This is a genomic window from Nonomuraea sp. KM90 (assembly GCF_052246675.1).
In the GTDB taxonomy this organism is placed as follows: Bacteria; Actinomycetota; Actinomycetes; order Streptosporangiales; family Streptosporangiaceae; genus Nonomuraea.
Window position 1 is genome coordinate 57,915 of sequence record NZ_JBQQCB010000047.1, and the last position, 18,552, is coordinate 76,466.

Sequence of the window (18,552 nt, forward strand, 5' to 3'; positions counted from 1 at the left end):
AGATGTCACCTGCGAAGCGATGTCACGCTCCGTGCTGGAAGTCTAGAGTTCGACAATGGCAGACACCCCGCGGATGACCTTGCCGACGATGCTCGTGCTGCAGGTGATGCTGTCCGATCCGGCCAAGCGTCGCTACGGGCTGGAGCTGTGCGAGAAGACGCGCCAGCACCCCGGAACCGTCTACCCGATCCTGGCCCGGCTGGAGCGCGAGTACGGCTGGCTCGAGCGCCACGAGGAGTCCCCGGCCGAGCACCTGGCCGAGGGCCGCCGCGCTCGGCACTACTACGTGCTGAGCGAGGAGGGCGCGGTCCGGGCGCGGGCCGCCCTGGAGCGAGCCGAGCGGTCGCGCGCGGTCGTGAACCTCCGGACGGTGACGTCATGACCAGCCTGGTGGCCCCGCTGCTGGCCCGGCTGCCCGGCGGGTTCACGGCCTCCGAGCGTGACCGGATCCGGCGTGCCTACGAGTTCGCCGCCCACCACCATGCAGGCCAGTTACGCAAAAGCGGCGATCCCTACATCACCCACCCGGTCGCCGTGGCGGAGATCGCCGCCGACGCCGGACTCGACTGCGACGCCATCTGCGCCGCCCTGCTGCACGACGTGATCGCCGGCACGGAATGTGACGCCGCCCAGGTCCGCGCGGAGTTCGGCGACGAGACAACCGCACTGGTCCAGGGCATGGCCGAGCTCGACCGCCGCCACGATCAGGCGGCCCTCGATGCCGCGGACGACCGCGTCCTGGCGCTGAAGGTGCTCGACCGACTGCACAACATGCGTACCCTGCAGTCCCTTGACCAGGCGAAGCGGCAGCTGAAGAGCCGGCAGACGCTGGACGTCATAGCACCGCTCGCCAAGCGTCTCGGCCTGCCGGCCATCGCGGACGAGCTCGAAGCGATCGCGCGCGGCCACCTGCCCCGGGACACCGGCGTGGCGCATCGGGCGCTCGCCCTCGGATCCCTGATCCTCCCCTCGGCGTTCAGGGGGACCTACCTGTGCGAATGGCTCGGCGAACTGGATGTATTGCGGAGCCGGCGGGCACACGCCCGCTTCGCGTTCGGGGTGATGTGTGGCATGCCCGCGCTGGCTCTGGCCCTGCGCCGCCCACCGGCCCGGACGCTGCGCCGAAGGCTTGCCGACCTCCTGCCGGCGGGGCTGCGCTGGGTCCTGCGATCGAATCTGCGTACGTGGACTCCGCTGGCCGCGCTGCTGGGCTGGATGGTCCTGGAGACCGCGCGGAGCAGCCTCGGCGACGCGGTGGTCATCCTGATCACCGTGCCTCCCGTCCTCCACACCGGTGTCAGCTGCCTGCGGGCGAAGCTCGGCCTCGACAAAGCAGGCGGGTAAGGTGGGGTGAGTAAGTACTCACCCCACGCTATTCGAGGAGAACCGGCCACTCATGAGGATCACGGTATTCGGCGCCACCGGCGGCACCGGCCTGGAGCTGGTGCGCCAAGGGCTCGACCGCACCCACCAGATCACCGCCGTCGTGCGCGACGCCACCCGCCTGCCCGCCGAGCTGCGCGATCGTCTCGACGTCGTGGAGGCCGACGTGATGGATCCCGACGCCATCGCGCCCGCCGTCAAGGACCGCGACGCCGTGCTGAGCGCGATGGGCCCGCGCGACCAGGGCCCCACCACCGTGCATTCGGCCAGCATCACCTCCATCCTGGCCGCCATGGACCGGGTGGGCGCCCGCCGCCTGCTGATGGTCAGCGCCTCCGGCCTGGAGGCCGACGCCGGCGACGGCCCGTTCACCCGGTACGTGCTCAAGCCCCTCATCGTCCAGCGCCTGTTCCGCCACTCCTACGCCGACCTGGCCAGGGCCGAGCGGCTGCTGCGGGCCGGCGACGTGGACTGGACGATCGTGCGGCCCTCGCGCCTGAGGAACGCCGGCCGTACCAACCGCTACCGCACCGCCCGGGACCTCAACCTCCGGGGCGGCATGAACACCACCCGCGCCGATCTGGCCGACTGCATGCTGGAGCTGATCTCCGACCGCACCTCGGTGGGCCACGTCATCTCGGTCGCGACCTGATGGAGCGGCCGCGGGCCCCGCTATCTTGGGCCCCGCTATCTTGGGCCCCGCTATCTTGGGCCCTGTGATCCGCGCCGTGGTGATTGATGTGGACGACACGCTCTGCCTCACCGAGGAGGTGTGCTTCGAGCTCGAGAACGACGTGCTGGCGCGCATCGGTGGCGGGCCGATGTCGCGGGCCGCGCACGTGGCCACATGGGGCCTGCCGTTACTGGAGGCGATGCCGAGGCGCTCGCCCGGTGTCGACCTCGACGCCTTCACCGCCGCCTACGGCGACGTGCTGCGGGAGTACGTGACGGCCGGGCGGCTGGACGTCGTCGTGCCGGAGAACCTGCGGGCGCTCGACGAGCTCGCCGCCGCCGGCCGCAGCCTCATGCTGCTGACCTCGCGCACCGAGGCGGAGATGGCGCACCTCATGGCGCCCGACCACGTGCTCGGCGGCCGGCTCGACGCCGTCTACCACGCGGGCAACATGCGCTTCGCCAAGCCCGACCCCCGGGCCTTCGACGAGCTCCTGGCCGCCACCGGGCTGGAGCCCCGCCAGTGCCTGTACGTGGGCGACTCTCCCGGCGACGCGCAGGCCGCGAACGGGGCGGGCCTGCGATTCATCGCCTGCATGCAAAGCGGTCTCCGGCGGCGGGCCGACTTCGGCCCGTACCATGTCGACGCCTTCATCGACGCCTTCCCCGAGATGGTCGACGCCGTGGCGCGCCTGGAAGGCACGCGCCCGGCACGAGCGGTGGCGGGTCAGGTGATGAGCGCCGACGGGTCGCGTTCGGGCGGTCCGGCGGGCCACCACTCGCCGTCGCGCAGGGCGTAGGGGTACCAGCGGCCGTCGCGCCCGTAGCGCAGTTGCAGGGGGCCGAGCGTCCAGCGGTTGCGCCAGGTCTGCGGGCGTGGCGGGTCCTCGCCCTCCCAGCCGGCCTCCAGCAGCGCCTGGGCCCGGGCCAGGTCGCGGCGGGGCGGGGTCCAGGCGCGGTCCAGGACGTCCAGGGCGTCGGCGCCGCCGTACCGCCAGGCCTGTACGGCGGCCTCGAGCCCGAGCCCCGGCCCGAGATCGTGGTCGGCGGCCAGCCGGACGCGGTCCTGGTACTCGGTCAGCTCCGGCAGGTGCCCGCGCAGCAGCAGCTCGCGGGCGCGCGCGGCGGCGGAGGAGGCCAGCACCGCCAGGGCGGCCACGTCGACACCGGCGTCGGAGGCGGCCCCGAGGGCGGGAGGGGCGTAGGAGACGTCGTTCGGCGGCGGGTCGGGCAACGGCGGGACCCCCACCGCGTACGCCTGCGCCGCCGGCACCCCCGACAGCGCCGGGGCGGGGACGTCGCGCCCCTGCAGCGCCTCGATCAGGTCACCCTCGCCGCGCCCGCGCATGAGCAGCAGCACGAACGGGTCGGCGTCCAGCAGCCAGGACGCCTGGTAGCACAGGGCGGCGGCGTGCTTGCACGGATGGCCCCAGTCGGGGCAGGAACATTCGGGTTCGAGGTCGCCGACGGCGGGCAGCAGCGGCACGGCGGCGTCCCCGGCGGCGTCGACCAGGTCGTGCGGCATGTCGCGGTCGAGCAGCGCGGCGATGTGGCCGGCCTTGGCGGCGACCTGGTCCAGGAAGCGTTCCCAGGCGGCGTCGGTGAGCTGCTCGACGCGGACGACGGTGTCGTACTCGCTCTCGGCCACGGCGGCGATGCGGCCGGGGCTGACGGTGATGGGGCCGAGCCGGCCGTGCTTGGCGTACGCGCGGCCCTTGCGCAGCAGCACGTGGTCCAGGGAGGTGTCCTCCAAGGCCTGGATCCAGGCGCGTCCCCACCAGGAGGTGGCGAAGCGGGCGCCGGCGCGCTGCGGGGGGAACGCGGCGAACCCACGGGCGTTGGTCATCGGAGCTCCACGAGGGCGGCGAGTTCGGCGTCGGTCAGCTCGGTGAAGGCGGCCTCGCCGGAGGCGAGCACGGCGTCGGCGAGCGAGCGTTTGGCGGCGAGCATCTGGGCGATGCGGTCCTCGATCGTGCCTTCGGCGATGAGGCGGTGCACCTGCACGGGTCTGGTCTGGCCGATGCGGTAGGCGCGGTCGGTGGCCTGGTCCTCGACGGCGGGGTTCCACCAGCGGTCGTAGTGGATGACGTGGTCGGCGCGGGTGAGGTTCAGGCCGGTGCCGGCGGCCTTGAGCGACAGCAGGAACACCGGGGCGCTGCCGTCCTGGAAGCGCTCGACCATCTCCTCGCGGCGGGCGACGGGGGTGCCGCCGTGCAGGAGCTGGGTGGCCACGCCGCGCCCGGTCAGGTGGCGTTCGAGCAGCCGGGCCATGGCGACGTACTGGGTGAAGACGAGCACGGCGCCGTCCTCGGCGACGATGGTGTCGACGAGCTCGTCGAGCAGTTCCAGCTTGCCGGAGCGGCCGGGCAGGCGCGGGGTGGCCTCGTGCAGGTAGTGCGCGGGGTGGTTGCAGATCTGCTTGAGCCCGGTGAGCAGCTTGACGATCAGGCCGCGCCGGGCCATGCCCTGGGCGTCGGCGATCTGGGCCATGATCTCGCGCACCACCGCCTCGTACAGGCCGGCCTGCTCGGTGGTGAGCGCGACGGGCCGGTCGGTCTCGGTCTTGGGCGGCAGCTCGGGGGCGATGCCGGGGTCGCTCTTGCGGCGGCGCAGCAGGAACGGCCCGACCAGCCGCGACAGCCGCCCGGCCGCGTCGGTGTCGCCGGATTCGACAGGCTTGGCCCAGCGGGCCCGGAACCTGCCGAGCGAACCCAGCAGCCCGGGCGTGGTCCAGTCGAGAATGGCCCACAGCTCCGACAGGTTGTTCTCCACGGGGGTGCCGGTCAGGGCGACGCGGGCGGCGGCGTGGATCTCGCGCAGGGCCTTGGCGGTGCCGGAGGCGGGGTTCTTGACGTGCTGGGCCTCGTCGGCGACGAGCAGGTCCCAGGGGTGGGCGGCCAGGCGGGCGGCGTCCAGGCGCATGGTGGCGTACGTGGTGAGCACGAACCCCTCGTCGGCGAGCGTGCGGTTGGCGCCGTGGTAGCGGCGTACGGGCACGCCGGGCGCGAACCTGGTGATCTCGCGCTCCCAGTTGCCCAGCAGCGAGGCGGGGCAGACGACGAGGGTGGGGCCGGCGGCGCGGTGCAGGTGCAGCGCGATGAGCGTGATCGTCTTGCCCAGGCCCATGTCGTCGGCCAGGCAGGCGCCCAGGCCCAGCGAGGTCATCCTGGCCAGCCAGCGCAGCCCGGCGAGCTGGTAGTCGCGCAGGGTGGCGGCCAGGCCGGCGGGCGGGGCGACGTCGGCGGGCTCGCCCAGGCGCTCGCGCAGGTCGTTCAGCCAGGCGGTGGGCTCGACGGGCACCTGCTCGCCCTCGACCTCGATCGTGCCGGTCAGGGCGGCGCCGAGCGCCTCGATGCCGGTCAGCGGTTTGAGGTCGCGCTGGCGGGCCTTGCGGGCCAGGTCGGGGTCGATGAGCACCCACTGGTCGCGCAGCCGTACGACGGGGCGGTGGGCCTCGGCGAGCCGGTCCATCTCGGCGGCGCTGAGCCGCTCGCCGCCGAGGGCGAGCTGCCAGTCGAAGCTGGTCAGGTGGTGCCCGCCGAGGAAGGAGGGCATGTCGGAGGGGGCGGCGTCGCGCTCGCCGATGACGGCGCGGGCGCTGAGGCCGCGTACGAGGGACTTGGGCCAGTGCACGTCGACGCCGGCGGCGGCCAGGCGGTCGGCGGCGCCGGCCAGGAGCTCCTCGACGTCGCCGTCGGAGAGCGTGAGCTCGTCGGGCACGGCGCTGTCGAGCAGGCGTTCCAGCCGGGGCCAGGCGCGGGCGGCGCGGCGCACGGCGAGCGTGGCCTCGATCCGGGCGCGGGCGCCGAACCCGGGGTCGCGGCCCTGCCACAGGTCGGCGGCGTCGACGACGAGGGAGGGGTCGGCCAGGCTGTGCAGCTGGGCGACGGCGCGGAACTCGGCGGCGGCCGGGTCGTCGGCCTCGATGCGCAGCGACAGCCGTACGCCGGAGTCGAGGCCGGAGGAGACCTCCTCGGCCCAGCGGCGCAGGTGGCCGACCTTGACGGGCTTGGCGGCGGCGTAGGCGGTGGTGCCGGTGGCGCGCACGGCGCCGGGTGAGCGTGGCATGGCGTCGGCGACGGCGTCGAGGAACGCCCGGACCAGGGGCTCGGCGTCGGGCAGCAGGTCCCCGTCGAGGGGGATGGCGCGGGCGGTGGCGGGCATGGCGGCGGCCAGCTCGCGTACCCGCTGGAGGTCGGCGGTGTCCAGCGGCCCGGCCCGCCAGGAGTCGTGCTCGCCGGGCGAGACCCCGGGCAGGATGCGGCCCCGGGTGACGAGCTGCAGCGCGACGAGCGCCGCCGCGCCCCAGAAGCGGGTGGCCGGGTGGGCGTGCGGATCCATGCGAGCCCTGGCCAGGCCCGCCACCGCCGTGCCGACGGGGACGAGGGTGGCCGGGACGGGCCGGGTGCGCACCTGGCCCGTCCCTTCCTGCCCCGCGTCCTGCCCCGCAGCGTGCTCCTCGGCGACGGTGACGAGGGTGTCGCCGGCCGGGTCGAGGAAGGCGATGTGCCCGGACCTGGGCGGGTCGCCGGGTCGGAAAACTGCCGCGTGCCGTGCCAGATCCGTCAAAGAGCTCACGGCCGTACAGTGTACGGTACACCGGGGGTGTGGTTAACCACAGTTCTGGACGGGCAGCTTCCTCATTCCGCGCTTATCCGGATCTTCCATAACCTTGATCTCATGACTGAATGGCTGGTTGGACTGATGGAGAGTCTCGGCGCCCCCGGCGCCGGGCTCGCGATCGCGCTGGAGAACCTCTTCCCGCCCCTACCCAGCGAGGTGATCCTGCCGCTGTCCGGATTCACGGCCAGCCAGGGCTCGATGGACCTCCTGGACGTGCTGGTGTGCACGACGCTCGGCTCGGTGATCGGGGCGCTGGCGCTGTACTGGGTGGGGGCGATGCTGGGGCGCGAGCGCACCCTGGCCATCGCGGCCAAGCTGCCCCTGGTCAAGATCTCCGACATCGAGAAGACCGAGGCGTGGTTCCAGCGTCACGGTCACAAGACGGTCTTCTTCGGCCGGATGATCCCGATCTTCCGCAGCCTCATCTCCGTGCCGGCGGGGGTGGAGCGGATGCCGCTGCCGACGTTCACGCTGCTGACCACGGCCGGCAGCCTCATCTGGAACACCATCTTCGTGATGGCCGGCTACCTGCTGGGCGAGAAGTGGTCGCTCGTGGAGCGATATGTCGGCATCGGCACCAACGTGGTGATCGGGCTCGTCGTGCTCGCGATCGCGGTCTTCATCGGCGTCCGGCTGACCGAGCGGCGCAAGGGGAGGCATGCGAGCCGCCGTTGAGGGGCTGCGCGTGGTCGGCGCGGTGGCGCTGGGCGCCGTCACCGCGCTCGGCGAGCTCGTCTTCCTGCTGCTGACGCTGCCGTTCCTGGGCAACCCGAACGTCGCGGAGGCGGCCCGGCGGCTGGCCCGGATCGAGGCCCGCCGCCTGCGCCTGGACCTAGCCGAGCTGGACGCGCTGCGCGAGGGCCGTGACGGCCGGGCCGCGCGCTACCTGGCCGCGCGCGTCCAGGCCGGGGTGCTGGGCGGCCTGGTGATCATGCTGCTGGTGTTCGGGGCGAGGGTGGCGGTGCTGCTCGCGATCTCGTGGGGGCGGGGCGAGCCCTTCGACGGGATGCTGCCCTCGCCGCCGCTGGTGGCCTACATGCTCGTTGGCGGATTCGTGCTGCTGTTTCTGGATTTGTCGGGCGTGGCGGGGGTGCACGCCCTGGAACGCCGGCTGGCGATGCGGATGCTCGGCCCCGACCCGACCCGCGCGCTGGAGCGGCGGATCGCCGAGCTGGCCGAGAGCCGGGCGGGGATCGTGGCGGCGGTGGACTCCGAGCGCCGCCGGATCGAGCGCGACCTGCACGACGGGCTGCAGCAGCGGCTGGTGGCGCTGTCGATGCTGATCGGCCGCTCCCGGCGGGGTCGCCCGGAGCTGCTGGAGCAGGCCCACCAGGAGGCGCAGCGGGCGCTGGCCGAGCTGCGCGAGGTGGCCTGGCGGGTCTACCCGAGCGGGCTGGACTCGCTCGGGCTGGGCGAGGCGCTGGCGGGGGTGGCCGAACGCTCCAGCGTGCCGGTCAAGGTGGACTGCCGGCTGGAACGGCGGCCGCCGATGGCGGTGGAGACGGCGGCGTACTTCGTGGTGTGCGAGGCGGTGACCAACGCCGCCAAGCACGCCGGCGCCACGCACATCACGGTCGAGGTGGGTCCCGAGGGGGACGGGGCGGTGCTCGTACGCGTGCGCGACGACGGCGCCGGGGGCGCGCGGGCCGACGGCGGCGGCCTGTCGGGGCTGGCCCGGCGGGTGGCGGCGCTGGACGGCAGTTTCGAGGTGAGCAGCCCGGTGGGCGGGCCGACGACGATCACGGCGATGCTTCCGTGCGGGTGATCCCGCGTTCTCCGGAGGTCTGAGCTCCTTCTGGCGGCACCCCGTTACCGACAAGCATGCCCGTCTTGACAATTTTATTTTTCGGTGGGAGGGTGAAGGCACCTCAGAAAAGAGCTGGAGAGACATCATGAGAAGGATCGTCGCGGGGTTGTTCATCTCGCTCGACGGCGTGGTCGAGGCGCCCGAGACCTGGCATTTCCCGTACTTCGACGAGGACATGGGCCAGGCGGTCACCGCGCGGATGCGGGCCGCCGACGCCATGCTGCTGGGCCGGCGCACCTACGACGCCTTCGCCGCCCACTGGCCCCACCAGGACGCCACCCGCGACCCGATGGCCGCGACCATGAACGCCACGCCCAAATACGTCGTCTCGGCCACCCTCACCGACCCCGCCTGGGAGAACACCACGGTCCTGGCCGGCGACCCGCGCAAGGAGCTGGAGCGGCTGAAGGAGCGGCCCGGCAAGGACATCGGCATCACCGGCAGCCCCACCCTGGTGTCGTGGCTGCTGCGCGAGGGCCTGCTCGACGAGCTCAACCTGCTGGTGCACCCCATTGTCGTGGGCGCGGGCAAGCGCCTGTTCGAGGGCGGAACCGGGCAGATCCCGCTCACGCTCACCCACTCCGCCACCTTCGGCACCGGTGTGCTGAACCTGACCTACACGAGGGCCTGACATGCCTGCCAAGACCGTCGCCGACAAGCTGCTCATCAAGCCCGGCACCGAGGTGTGGATCTCCGACGCGGCCCACCGCCCGCTGGTGGAGCCGCTGCCCGAGGGCGCCGGCCACGCCGACGACCTCAAGGGGGCCGGCGTGGCGGTGTTCTTCGCCGCCGACGCCGCCGCTGCCCGGCGGCTGCTCGACGAGCACCGCGCGCTGCTCACCGAGCCCGCCGTCGTCTGGGTGGCCTACCCCAAGGGCAACAGGTCGGACATCAACCGCGACACGCTGTGGCCGATCGTCGGCGAGTACGGGCTGCGCCCCAACGGCCAGGTCGCGGTGGACGAGGTGTGGTCGGCGCTGCGCTTCCGCCCGCTGCGGGAGGGCGAGGCCCCGTTCACGGGCGGGCGCGGCTGAGCCCCGGCGTCCACCGGGCGACCACGGACTTCCTTCTGAAGAGGGATAGTGATCGATCACTTCTGCCTCGACGCCGAGCGAGCGGCACCGGCTAGGCTGTGACGCACACAGCGAGGAGAGGGGTCCCTTGGACAAGCCTGAGACGCCGCGCCTCACGATCCACGAGGTAGCCCGGCGTGCGGGTGTGTCTCATCAGACCGTTTCCCGGTATTTCCGCCACAACGAAACCTTGAGACCGGCGACCCGCGCGAAGATCGACCTGGTCGTCCAGGAGTTCAACTACCGGCCGAACCTGGTCGCGCGCTCCATGCGCACACGCCATACGAACCGGCTGGCGATCACTCTGCCCGCCTCCTCCTACCTGTGGCCGGCGCGCCTGCTCCGCGCCGCCTCCGCCGCCGCTCACGACGAGGGCTTCCAACTGGAGGTCGTCAGCGTGGAGGGCGATCCGCGCGCCAGGGCGGAGCGGGTCTTGGAGCTGGCCGGCTCGGGGCAGGTCGAGGGCATCCTGTCGCTGACGCCCTTGGAGATCGACCCCGCTTCCTCGCCGGTGCCCGTCGTCGTCACGGGCGACTACGACGACATGCTGCGCGGGGTCAACGAATTGGCGGACGCCTCCCCGATCCAGGAGATCGTCGAATATCTCGCCTCGCTCGGCCACCGGGTCTTCTTCCACATCGCGGGTGCCCAGAGTTGGGCCTCGGCCCGTAATCGCAAGCAGGTCTACGAGCAGGCGATCGAGCGCCTCGCGCTCACCTCGTACGGCGTCGCCCTCGGCGACTGGAGCCCGCAGTCCGGCTACGACGCCGTACGCGGGCTGCCGGACGGGTGCGGCGTGACCGCCATCGTCGCCGTGAACGACCACGTGGCCATGGGCGCCGTACGCGCGGCGCTCGCGCGCGGCTGGCGCGTTCCCGGCGACGTCAGCGTGTTCGGCTGGGACGACGAGGAGCTGGGGCGCTTCGCCACTCCCGCGCTCTCCACGGTGGCCGTCGACAGGGAGGCGCAGGGGCGGGAGGCCATGGCGAGGCTCATCGCGGCAGTACGCGGTGAGCCGGCGCCGCCGCCTCCCGAGCGGTCGATCAACCGGGTCATCGTCCGTGAGACGGTCGGCCCGCCGCCCGCCGGGGTGTATTGAGCCGGCCGGCGCCGATGTGCTAACTCTTTGGCGCCATGAGCTCCCCTCCACCCCAGGCTCCGGTCATGAAGGATCCATCCGTGATCATGATCGACGATCAGGTCCGGCACCAGACGATCGACGGGTTCGGCTTCTCCACGGCCTTCCGGCGCAACGAGCTGATCAAGTCTCTGTCGGAGGACAAGCGGCGCGAGGTCCTCGACCTGTGGTTCGACCCCGTCAAGGGGGCCGGGCTCACCATCCTTCGCCTGGGCATCGGCTCAGCGCCGGCCGGCAGCCCGTACGACGAGATGGTGTCGATCCAGCCCGAGGACCCCGGCGGACCGGACGCGCCGCCCCGGTACGTCTGGGACGGAGACGACAACAGCCAGGTCTGGCTGGCCAAGGAGGCTCAGCGGTACGGGGTGCGGCGGTTCTTCGCCGTGGCCTGGAGCGCGCCCGGCTACATGAAGGACAACGGCGACGACAAGAACGGCGGCAAGCTGAAGCCGGAATGGCGCCGCGCCTACGCCGACTACCTGGTGCAGTACACGAGGTTCTACGCCGGGCAGGGCGTCCGGATCACCGACCTGGGCTTCGCGAACGAGCCCGACTGGACGGCCCCGCATCCCTCCATGCGCTTCACCCCGAAGGAGGCCGCCGACTTCGTCAAGCTGCTCGGCCCCGTCGCCTCGGGCGTGGGCCTGGTGTGCTGCGAATCGCTCGGCTGGGACGAGGCCAAGGCGTACATCGCCGCCATCGCGGCCGACCCCGAGGCCCGGCGCTGGGTGAAGGTCTACACCGCCCACGGCTACGGCACCCCGGTGGACACCCCGCTCCCGACGAAGCGGCCCACGTGGATGTCGGAGTGGAATCCGAACGGCACCACCTGGAACGAGAGCTGGTACGACGGCAGCGGCTCCGACGGCTACACGATCGCCTCGGCCGTGCACGACGCGCTCACCTTCGGCAACGTCTCCGGCTACCTGTACTGGCTGGGCGCCTCCAAGGGGAACACCCGGGCACTGCTGCGGATCGACGAGGAAACCGGGACCTACCGGGTCTCGAAGCGGCTGTGGGCGCTGGCCGCGTTCAGCAGGTTCATCAGGCCGGGTGCGCAGCGGATCGGGGCTTCAGGAGCGGTGCCCTCGCTGAAGGTGTGCGCGTTTCGCAACCCCGACGGCTCGCGCGTGGTCGAGGTGCTCAACACCGGCGTGGCGCCCCGCGCCTGGGCGGGCGTGAGCGAGACGGCCGAGGTCTACCTGACCGACGCTGACGCCTCCCTGGGCTCCGTCCCTGTCCGGGACGGGGCGGTGACCTTCCCGCCGCGCGCCCTGACGACGATCGTCCTGCGCTGAGTCGTCCTGCGCTGAGTCGTCCTGCGTGCCCAGGGCGGCCGCTGAGTCGTCCTACGCTGAGTCGTTCTCGCACAGGCCGGGGTCGCGGGCAGGGGCGTCCAGGTCCGCAGCCTTCCGCACATCCCGAAGGCACGCTGACCCGGCCTGGGCATGGTGCGCACGACGGTGGCCTGCCCCAGGTGAGAAGGGTCGCCGTCCGCGACGGCCACGAGCTGCTCCCGGGTGCGTTCGGTCTCGGCCGCGACCGTCTCGTTCCACAGCTCGGCCCAGGCCGCCGCCCGAGGCTGGACGATCGCGGCCGCGAGCCGATGGAAGTCCGCCAGCGCCTGCCCGCCACGCTCCCCGACGTCGTGCAGCAGCTGCCGGAAACCGGTGACGGCCAGGTCGCGCCGGGCCCGGGCGGCCGCCGCCCGTTCGTCTTCGGAGCCCTCCGCCGGCAGCGTCGCCGCGGCGAGGTAGGCGTCGCGGTCGCGCAGGATCTCGGCGGGGAAGGTGAGCACGGCGTCCCCGGCCTCGGGCAGGCCCGCGTTCTGCATGATCACGACCAGCCGGAGGCCGTCCTCGTTGACCAGGCGGTGGATCGTCCCCGGCGAGAACCACAACACCGTGCCCGCCTCCAGCCGGTCGCGGGCGAAGCCGGCGGCGCTCAGGGTATGCACCTCGCCGCGGCCCGCGGTCACGACGTACGCCTCGGTCGAGACCGTGTGCAGGTGCGGCGTGCCGCCGTGCACGCCGTCGGCGCACTCCCAGTCGTAGACCGCCAGGTCGCTGATCGAGGTGCCGCCGGGGAACAGCGGGGTCACAGCGCGAACTCCGCCCCGAGTTCGTCCAGCTCGGCCCGGTCGCACATGTGGTCGATGAAGACGTAGCGGTGCGCGAGTTCGAGGGTGTCGCCGTCGGCCAGCGCGATCTCCTCGTCGAAGGAGGGGGAGGGGCTGATCACGGCGAACGCCTCCCTGCGGACGAACCACTTGATCGGCACGGACGCGCTGGAGTGCCCGGCGACGGCCAGCACCGTGCCGCCGCCGTCGATCTCGTCGTGCCGGCCGACCATGGCCAGCCACGGGGCCTGCCGGCCCATCATCTCCTCGCCGCCCTGCCCGCCGGCCGCGATGATCGTGCCGCCGGTGAAGGATCTGGGGCCACGCCAGAAGAAGCCCGCGTACCCGGCCATCGGCCGGCCATGGGTGGTGGGGCTGCCGAAATGCAGGGTGGTGCCGCGGACGTTGCGCAGCTCGGTGGTGAAGTCGAGCGCCCACAGGCCGCGTTCGGCGTCCACGCTGTGGAAGAGCTGGCGGCGTTCCTCGGTGATCCAGTGCTCGCCCTGCGCCGAGACCCAGCGCAGGCCTTCCGCGACCGTGACCCGCTGCCCGTCGGCGGAGACGTCGGTGAAGGCGGTGTGGTTGATGTGGCCGAGGTTGTCCTGCCAGTGGTAGTTCCGCTCCACCGAGAACGTGGGGCCGCCCCAGAAGTTCTGCCCCGACAGGTGGGCCCAGGTCATCTGCAGGCCCTTGTGCCAGCGGTGGTCGTGCGGCCGGTAGACCGACAGGGGCGCGCCGGACAGGCTGCGGATGGGATGCAGGTAGGGCTTGGGCGCTTCGGCGTCAGGGGCGTCGGGCCGGTAGACGTAGTGCGCGATGTCCACATCGCCGGCGGTGATGACGAGGGCCTTGTCGTCCTCGTCACGGGCGGTGAGTTTCGGCTCAGGCATGGTGGGGCGCTTTCTGCTGGAGGCGGGCGGTGGCGGCCTGCGGGTGGCCGCCGTTGAGGGAGTGGTAGAAGGGGTTGGTGGCGTCGAGTTCGGCGCGGGTGACGGGACGGCCGGTGATGGCTGACTGGTAGAGGCCGGTGATCAGCTCCATGACGCGCCGGCCGTCGGCGCCGCTCACCGGGGGCCGTACGCCGGATCGCAGGGCCGCCAGCAGGGCGGTGAGCTGGGCGCGGTGCGAGCTGGGCGTGTTGTCGGCGGGCGCCCATCCGGCGATCGTGCCGGGGTCGGTGACGTGCGGTGCGGGGGTCCAGCGCCAGTGGGAGTTCTCGTAGCCGTAGAGGTGCTCCACCTCCACCGTGGCGTCGGTGAAGTCGAAGCGCAGGTAGCTCGTCTCGCGCGGGGACAGGACGCTGTTGACCACCGAGGCGATGGCGCCCGAGGCGAAGCGGACGATCGCGAACGACACGTCCTCGGTCGCGACCCGGCGGCCCAGCGTGGCCGCCACGGCGTGCACCTCGTGCCAGTCGCCGAGCAGGCTGAGCATGAGGTCCATCTGGTGGATGCCGTGGCCCATGGTGGGGCCCCCGCCCTCGGTCTCCCACTTGCCGCGCCAGGGCACCTCGAAGTAGTCGTGGCCGCGGTACCAGAGCGTGTTGCACACGGCGACGTGCGCGGTGCCCAGCTCGCCGCTGGCTATCTGCTGGCGCAGCCGCGCCGCCGCGCTGCCGAAGCGGTGCTGGAAGACGTAGCTCGCGTAGGGGCCGCCGTCCTTCTCGTGGGCGGCGATCTCGTCGTACTCGGCGAGCGACAACGTCGGCGGCTTCTCGCACCACACCCACGCCCCGGCGTCGAGGCCGGCGATCACCGTCTCGCGATGCGCGACCGGCGGGGTGGCGACCACGACGAGGTCAGGGCTCTCCACCGCCAGCATCGCGGCCAGATCGGTGTGACGGCCGGGGATGCCGTGGGCCTCGGCCAGCGCGTCGGCGCGGGCGGCATCGACGTCGCAGACGGCGACGACCCGGACGGCGTCACCGGCCGCGGCCAGGGCGGGCAGATGGCAGGCGGTGGCGATGCCCCCGGCGCCGACGACGGCGACACGGACCGGGGACGGTGAGGCAGACATGGGGGACTCCCTTGGACGACCCAAAGAGTGATCGATCACTTTTCCTGATCAACCTATTTTCGATCCCCTCCGGGGTCAACCCGGCTGCGGCTCCCCCCGGATGTGACCTGACTCTCCCGCACCATCCAACCGGGATGGTCACCGCACTCGAGGCGGCGGCCAGGCGGGGCGCGTGTGCGCAGGTGTGGCGGATCGCCGTCGCGGCCCTGCCGGTGTTGCTGCCCGCGCCGGGCGTCCGGCCGCGCAACGGTCTGGCGGGGTCCGTCGCGCCGGCCACGGAGGCGGCCGGGGGTGCGGGGCGAGATTCCGGAGGTACGCGCCATGGCGGCCCCGCAAGGGCGACAGTGCCCCGGGCCGCCGACCCGGGCTGGTCGCAGCTGGCCGTACCCGTGCCCAGGTCGGCCCGTACGCGCTGACCACCGTCACCCGCGACGGCCGGAGATCGCCGCCGAGGGCCTGGACGAGCTGTCCTACGGGGCCGAGGCCGGCACGTGGCGACGTTTCGGCCGGAGCTGACTCCCGAGGCCGCCGAAGCGCTGGAGACCGACACCACCTTCGAGGTCCGCCTCCAGCCGCCGCCCGCCACGCTCGCCCAGTGATGCGCCACCCTGCCCGGCATGCTGCGGCGCTCCGAACAGGCACCGGAGAGGGGTGCCCCGGCGCGGCCTACGAGCGGGTCGCCTCGTAGTCGGGCAGTGCGGCCGGGGTGGACGGGGACGCCGGGCGCATGGTCAGGATCAGCACGGCCAGCCCGGCGAAGATGACCGTGGCGACGATGCCGGTGACGTGCAGGCCGGCGGTGAACGCCTCCCGGGCGGTGTGCAGCAGCTCCGCGCCCTGGTCGGCGGGCAGTCGCCGGCTGGCGGCGACCGCGCCGGCCAGCGAGTCGGACGTGCCGTCCGTCCGGCTGCGGTAGACCACCGCGGCCACCACGCCGAGCAGCGCGAACCCGAGCGAGCCGCCGAAGTAGCTGCCGGTCTCCGACATCGACGCCGCCGACCCGGCCCGCTCCGGCGGCACGGACCCGACGACCAGCCCGGTGCCCAGCGCGAACAGCGGGCCGGTGCCCAGCGCCAGCACGGTGATGCCGGTCATCACCAGCGGCAAGGCGAGTGCACCGTCGGCCCCGGCCAGCAGCAGGCTGCCCAGCGCCGACGCGGCCAGCCCGCCGGCGATCGCGGTCGTCTGCTTCACCCGCCGGGCCAGCGCCGGCGCCGTCATGGTGCCGACCGCCACGCCCAGGCCCATCGGCGCGAACAGCACCGCCGACGCCAGCGGCGAGAAGCCCAGAATGCTCTGCAGGTACTGGGTCACCATCAGGCCCGTGCCGGCCATGGCGACCCCGGCGAAGACCAGCCCGACGAGGACGGCCGTGAACGGGCGGCTGCGCAACAGCCGCAGGTCCAGCAGCGGCGTCTCCAGCCGCAGCTGCCGGCGTACGAACACGAACCCGACGGCCGCGCCGGCGACGAGGGCCACCGCCGGCACGACCGGCACGCTCTCGACGGTCAGCTGCTTGATGCCGTAGACCATCAGAAGCACCGCCACGAGCGACAGCCCCACGCTGGCCGGGTCCAGCCGGCCGGCCCGGTCGCCGCGGGACTCCGGCAGCAGGATCGGCCCGGCGATCAGCAGCACCGCCATCGCCGGAACGGCGACCAGGAACACCGATCCCCACCAGAAGTGCTGGAGCAGGAACCCGGCCAGTACGGGGCCGAGCGCGCCGCCGGTGAACTGGCACGTGGCCCAGATCGCGATGGCCTGCCCGCGCTCCCGTTCGCCGCGGAACATGTTGGTGATCAAGGCGAGGGCGGACGGCGCCAGGGTCGCGCCGGCGACGCCCAGCAGCGCACGCGCGACGATCAGCGTCAGCGGGCCGGCCGAGAAGGCGGCCACGACCGACAGCACCGCGAAAGCCGCTCCGCCGATCATCAGCAGCCGCCGGTGGCCGATCCGGTCGCCGAGCGTGCCCATCGTGATGACCAGCCCGGCCACCATGAATCCGTAGCTGTCGCTGATCCACAGCTGCTGGACGTTGGTGGCACCCAGGTCGGCGCTCAGCTGGGGGAGCGCGAGGAGCAACGCCGTCGTGTCCATCGCGACGAGCAATGTCGGCAGCGCGAGGACGCCCAGTCCCAGCCATGCCCGGTTGACTCGCATATCCGAAATTTCCTGTTCTCTCGATGTTTCTCCGGTTGGTCGGAGCGATCGAGAGCTTCTCGACATCGGTCCGGCAGGAAATCTCGGGGACGGCTTCACCGGCCGCCCATAATGGAACACATGTGGCACCAGCTCACTCCCACGCAGGTGGCGACCAACGGCATCGAGCTCCGTGTCTTCGCGCACGGCCAGGGCCCGGCCGTCGTCCTCGCGCACGGCTTCCCGGAACTCGCTTTCTCCTGGCGGCACCAGATCTTCGCCCTGGCTGACGCCGGTTATCGGGTGATCGTGCCAGACATGCGCGGGTACGGCGGGAGCAGCAGGCCGGCCGAGGTCGAGGCGTACGACGTCTTCACCCTCGCCGCCGACCTGATCGGGCTGCTCGACGCGGAAGGCCAGGAGCAGGCCGTCTTCGTCGGCCACGACTGGGGCGCCTCCGTCGTGTGGCACCTGGCGCTGGCCTACCCCGGCAGGACGAAGGCCGTCGCGGGCCTCAGCGTCCCGCCCACCCGGCGTTCCGCGGCACCGCCGACGCAGATCATGCGCAAGCGGCTCGGCGACGACTTCTACATGCTGCGCTTCCAGGAGCCGGAGGTCCCCGAGGACGAGCTCTTCGCCTTCCTTCGGGATTTCGACGTGGACGGCGTGTACGCGGAGACGTTCCGCGCCACCGGATTCACCGGAGGGCTCAACTACTACCGCAACCTTGATCGCAACTGGGCCCTGGCCGAACGCTTCCAGGACCGGACGATCGACGTGCCCGCCCTGTTCGTCATCGGCTCGGAGGACCCCGTGGGGTCGTTCATGAGGACCGACCGGATCACGGAGATCACCTCCGACCTGCGCGGCCACGTGGTGATCGACGGAGCCGGTCACTGGATCCAGCAGGAGCGCCCCGACGAGGTCAACACGGCGCTGCTGCGCTTCCTCGACACCCTCTGACCTCCCTCGAGACAGGGCCGGGTGCCGGGCACTGACCTCCCCGCCGGGGCGGCGTGTCAGGTAGCGGCGGCCGGGCCTCGGCGCGTGCCAGGCCGAGCGCCTGCCGGCATGCCTCGGCCGCCTCCTTTGCCCGCCGAGGCGGCGCAGCAGGCCCGGCGCGGGTGGCGGGCAGCAGGTGATCGCTCTGCAGGGACCCGTCCGCAGCCGGCCGGTCCGCCAGGTGCGGCCCCGCCAGCGGGCCGTGGGCCATGGCGACGGCCACGGTTCGGTTCAGCTCGACCACGAGTGAGGGCGGCAGGCGGACCGGCCGGCCGGTCGTACAGGGCGGCAGTCTTGCGGCCAGTCGCCGGGCGGCTCTTTCCACCGTGGCCGGGAAAGGTTCGCCGTGGCCGGGAAGGTCCGCTGCCTTCCCCGGCCACATGCGGATCGGGTGCGCGGATCGGGTGCCGGGTCTAGAAGTCCATGTCGCCGCCGCCCGGCATCGCCGGAGCGGCGGGGGTCTTCTCGGGCTTCTCGGCGATGACGGCCTCGGTGGTGAGGAAGAGCGCCGCGATGGAGGCGGCGTTCTGCAGCGCGGAGCGCGTCACCTTGGCCGGGTCGAGGATGCCGGCGTCGAACA

General features: G+C 72.6%; 18 protein-coding genes and 1 pseudogene. 12 read left to right on the forward strand and 7 right to left on the reverse strand.

What is annotated here, in order from left to right:
• The first annotated feature begins 55 nt into the window (after positions 1-55).
• The 4 genes from ACTWPW_RS34735 (at position 56) to ACTWPW_RS34750 (ending at position 2,855) form a co-directional block, all read left to right on the forward strand.
• Positions 56-382, forward strand: a complete 327-nt coding sequence (locus tag ACTWPW_RS34735) for a PadR family transcriptional regulator (RefSeq protein WP_375112350.1) — start codon at positions 56-58, stop codon at positions 380-382.
• Complete coding sequence (locus ACTWPW_RS34740) at positions 379-1,344, forward strand: HD domain-containing protein (RefSeq protein ID WP_443171111.1); 966 nt, start codon at positions 379-381, stop codon at positions 1,342-1,344. The genes ACTWPW_RS34735 and ACTWPW_RS34740 overlap by 4 nt, the downstream gene beginning before the upstream one ends.
• 52 nt (positions 1,345-1,396) lie before the next feature.
• On the forward strand, positions 1,397-2,035 hold the full coding sequence (locus ACTWPW_RS34745) for an NAD(P)-dependent oxidoreductase (RefSeq protein WP_375112348.1): 639 nt from the start codon (positions 1,397-1,399) through the stop codon (positions 2,033-2,035).
• A gap of 64 nt (positions 2,036-2,099) precedes the next feature.
• Positions 2,100-2,855, forward strand: a complete 756-nt coding sequence (locus ACTWPW_RS34750; protein WP_443171112.1) for an HAD family hydrolase — start codon at positions 2,100-2,102, stop codon at positions 2,853-2,855.
• On the opposite strand, the gene ACTWPW_RS34755 is transcribed toward ACTWPW_RS34750, so the two are convergent.
• Entirely contained in the window at positions 2,783-3,901 is a 1,119-nt protein-coding gene (locus ACTWPW_RS34755; protein WP_443171113.1) for an SWIM zinc finger family protein, read from the reverse strand. The genes ACTWPW_RS34750 and ACTWPW_RS34755 overlap by 73 nt on opposite strands.
• On the reverse strand, positions 3,898-6,633 hold the full coding sequence (locus ACTWPW_RS34760) for a DEAD/DEAH box helicase (RefSeq protein ID WP_443171114.1): 2,736 nt from the start codon (positions 6,631-6,633) through the stop codon (positions 3,898-3,900). Before ACTWPW_RS34760 ends, ACTWPW_RS34755 begins: the two co-directional genes overlap by 4 nt.
• A gap of 102 nt (positions 6,634-6,735) precedes the next feature.
• Here ACTWPW_RS34760 and ACTWPW_RS34765 point away from each other — a divergent pair, with 102 nt between their 5' ends.
• From ACTWPW_RS34765 to ACTWPW_RS34790, 6 genes are all read left to right on the forward strand, one after another.
• Entirely contained in the window at positions 6,736-7,353 is a 618-nt protein-coding gene (locus ACTWPW_RS34765) for a DedA family protein (protein ID WP_375112344.1), read from the forward strand.
• A complete protein-coding gene (locus tag ACTWPW_RS34770) occupies positions 7,337-8,443 on the forward strand; it encodes a sensor histidine kinase (protein WP_443171115.1) in 1,107 nt (368 codons plus the stop codon). Before ACTWPW_RS34765 ends, ACTWPW_RS34770 begins: the two co-directional genes overlap by 17 nt.
• A 127-nt stretch (positions 8,444-8,570) precedes the next feature.
• Positions 8,571-9,116 carry a dihydrofolate reductase family protein gene (locus ACTWPW_RS34775; protein WP_443171116.1) on the forward strand — a complete coding sequence of 182 codons (546 nt, stop codon included), beginning with the start codon at positions 8,571-8,573 and terminating at the stop codon, positions 9,114-9,116.
• Position 9,117: 1 nt separating this feature from the next.
• Positions 9,118-9,519 carry a hypothetical protein gene (locus tag ACTWPW_RS34780; protein ID WP_443171117.1) on the forward strand — a complete coding sequence of 134 codons (402 nt, stop codon included), beginning with the start codon at positions 9,118-9,120 and terminating at the stop codon, positions 9,517-9,519.
• Between the two features lie 127 nt (positions 9,520-9,646).
• A complete protein-coding gene (locus ACTWPW_RS34785; RefSeq protein WP_375112340.1) occupies positions 9,647-10,657 on the forward strand; it encodes a LacI family DNA-binding transcriptional regulator in 1,011 nt (336 codons plus the stop codon).
• 65 nt (positions 10,658-10,722) lie between these two features.
• Positions 10,723-11,994 (forward strand): glycoside hydrolase family 30 protein, encoded by a 1,272-nt coding sequence (locus ACTWPW_RS34790; protein WP_375112339.1) that lies wholly within the window; start codon positions 10,723-10,725, stop codon positions 11,992-11,994.
• Here ACTWPW_RS34790 and ACTWPW_RS34795 read toward each other — a convergent pair.
• The 3 genes from ACTWPW_RS34795 to ACTWPW_RS34805 are packed head-to-tail and all read right to left on the reverse strand — an operon-like array spanning position 11,895 to position 14,831.
• Complete coding sequence (locus ACTWPW_RS34795) at positions 11,895-12,797, reverse strand: cupin domain-containing protein (protein WP_443171118.1); 903 nt, start codon at positions 12,795-12,797, stop codon at positions 11,895-11,897. The genes ACTWPW_RS34790 and ACTWPW_RS34795 overlap by 100 nt on opposite strands.
• A complete protein-coding gene (locus tag ACTWPW_RS34800; protein WP_443171119.1) occupies positions 12,794-13,705 on the reverse strand; it encodes a PmoA family protein in 912 nt (303 codons plus the stop codon). The genes ACTWPW_RS34795 and ACTWPW_RS34800 overlap by 4 nt, the downstream gene beginning before the upstream one ends.
• Positions 13,698-14,831 (reverse strand): Gfo/Idh/MocA family protein, encoded by a 1,134-nt coding sequence (locus ACTWPW_RS34805; RefSeq protein ID WP_443171120.1) that lies wholly within the window; start codon positions 14,829-14,831, stop codon positions 13,698-13,700. The genes ACTWPW_RS34800 and ACTWPW_RS34805 overlap by 8 nt, the downstream gene beginning before the upstream one ends.
• Before the next feature lie 134 nt (positions 14,832-14,965).
• Between ACTWPW_RS34805 and ACTWPW_RS34810 the strand changes: the two genes are divergently transcribed.
• Positions 14,966-15,247, forward strand: coding sequence for a hypothetical protein (locus ACTWPW_RS34810; protein ID WP_443171121.1), 282 nt, complete (start codon positions 14,966-14,968; stop codon positions 15,245-15,247).
• Positions 15,248-15,497: 250 nt separating this feature from the next.
• Here the strand turns inward: ACTWPW_RS34810 and ACTWPW_RS34815 are convergent, their stop codons facing one another.
• On the reverse strand, positions 15,498-16,991 hold the full coding sequence (locus ACTWPW_RS34815) for an MFS transporter (protein WP_375112334.1): 1,494 nt from the start codon (positions 16,989-16,991) through the stop codon (positions 15,498-15,500).
• Positions 16,992-17,111: 120 nt separating this feature from the next.
• Here ACTWPW_RS34815 and ACTWPW_RS34820 point away from each other — a divergent pair, with 120 nt between their 5' ends.
• Positions 17,112-17,933 carry an alpha/beta fold hydrolase gene (locus tag ACTWPW_RS34820; RefSeq protein ID WP_443171122.1) on the forward strand — a complete coding sequence of 274 codons (822 nt, stop codon included), beginning with the start codon at positions 17,112-17,114 and terminating at the stop codon, positions 17,931-17,933.
• Positions 17,934-18,385: 452 nt separating this feature from the next.
• Here ACTWPW_RS34820 and groEL read toward each other — a convergent pair.
• Positions 18,386-18,552, reverse strand: a pseudogene (gene groEL / locus ACTWPW_RS34825) (chaperonin GroEL); the annotation flags it as partial.

Excerpts from the sequence above, each read along its gene's own strand:
- ACTWPW_RS34780 (WP_443171117.1), top strand. The coding sequence starts at position 9,118 with ATGCCTGCCAAGACCGTCGCCGACAAGCTGCTCATCAAGCCCGGCACC.
- ACTWPW_RS34775 (WP_443171116.1), top strand. The coding sequence starts at position 8,571 with ATGAGAAGGATCGTCGCGGGGTTGTTCATCTCGCTCGACGGCGTGGTC.
- ACTWPW_RS34735 (WP_375112350.1), top strand. The coding sequence starts at position 56 with ATGGCAGACACCCCGCGGATGACCTTGCCGACGATGCTCGTGCTGCAG.
- ACTWPW_RS34740 (WP_443171111.1), top strand. The coding sequence starts at position 379 with ATGACCAGCCTGGTGGCCCCGCTGCTGGCCCGGCTGCCCGGCGGGTTC.
- ACTWPW_RS34790 (WP_375112339.1), top strand. The coding sequence starts at position 10,723 with ATGAAGGATCCATCCGTGATCATGATCGACGATCAGGTCCGGCACCAG.
- ACTWPW_RS34745 (WP_375112348.1), top strand. The coding sequence starts at position 1,397 with ATGAGGATCACGGTATTCGGCGCCACCGGCGGCACCGGCCTGGAGCTG.
- ACTWPW_RS34820 (WP_443171122.1), top strand. The coding sequence starts at position 17,112 with ATGTGGCACCAGCTCACTCCCACGCAGGTGGCGACCAACGGCATCGAG.
- ACTWPW_RS34810 (WP_443171121.1), top strand. The coding sequence starts at position 14,966 with ATGGTCACCGCACTCGAGGCGGCGGCCAGGCGGGGCGCGTGTGCGCAG.
- ACTWPW_RS34755 (WP_443171113.1), bottom strand. The coding sequence starts at position 3,901 with ATGACCAACGCCCGTGGGTTCGCCGCGTTCCCCCCGCAGCGCGCCGGC.
- ACTWPW_RS34805 (WP_443171120.1), bottom strand. The coding sequence starts at position 14,831 with ATGTCTGCCTCACCGTCCCCGGTCCGTGTCGCCGTCGTCGGCGCCGGG.
- ACTWPW_RS34765 (WP_375112344.1), top strand. The coding sequence starts at position 6,736 with ATGACTGAATGGCTGGTTGGACTGATGGAGAGTCTCGGCGCCCCCGGC.
- ACTWPW_RS34770 (WP_443171115.1), top strand. The coding sequence starts at position 7,337 with ATGCGAGCCGCCGTTGAGGGGCTGCGCGTGGTCGGCGCGGTGGCGCTG.
- ACTWPW_RS34800 (WP_443171119.1), bottom strand. The coding sequence starts at position 13,705 with ATGCCTGAGCCGAAACTCACCGCCCGTGACGAGGACGACAAGGCCCTC.
- ACTWPW_RS34815 (WP_375112334.1), bottom strand. The coding sequence starts at position 16,991 with ATGCGAGTCAACCGGGCATGGCTGGGACTGGGCGTCCTCGCGCTGCCG.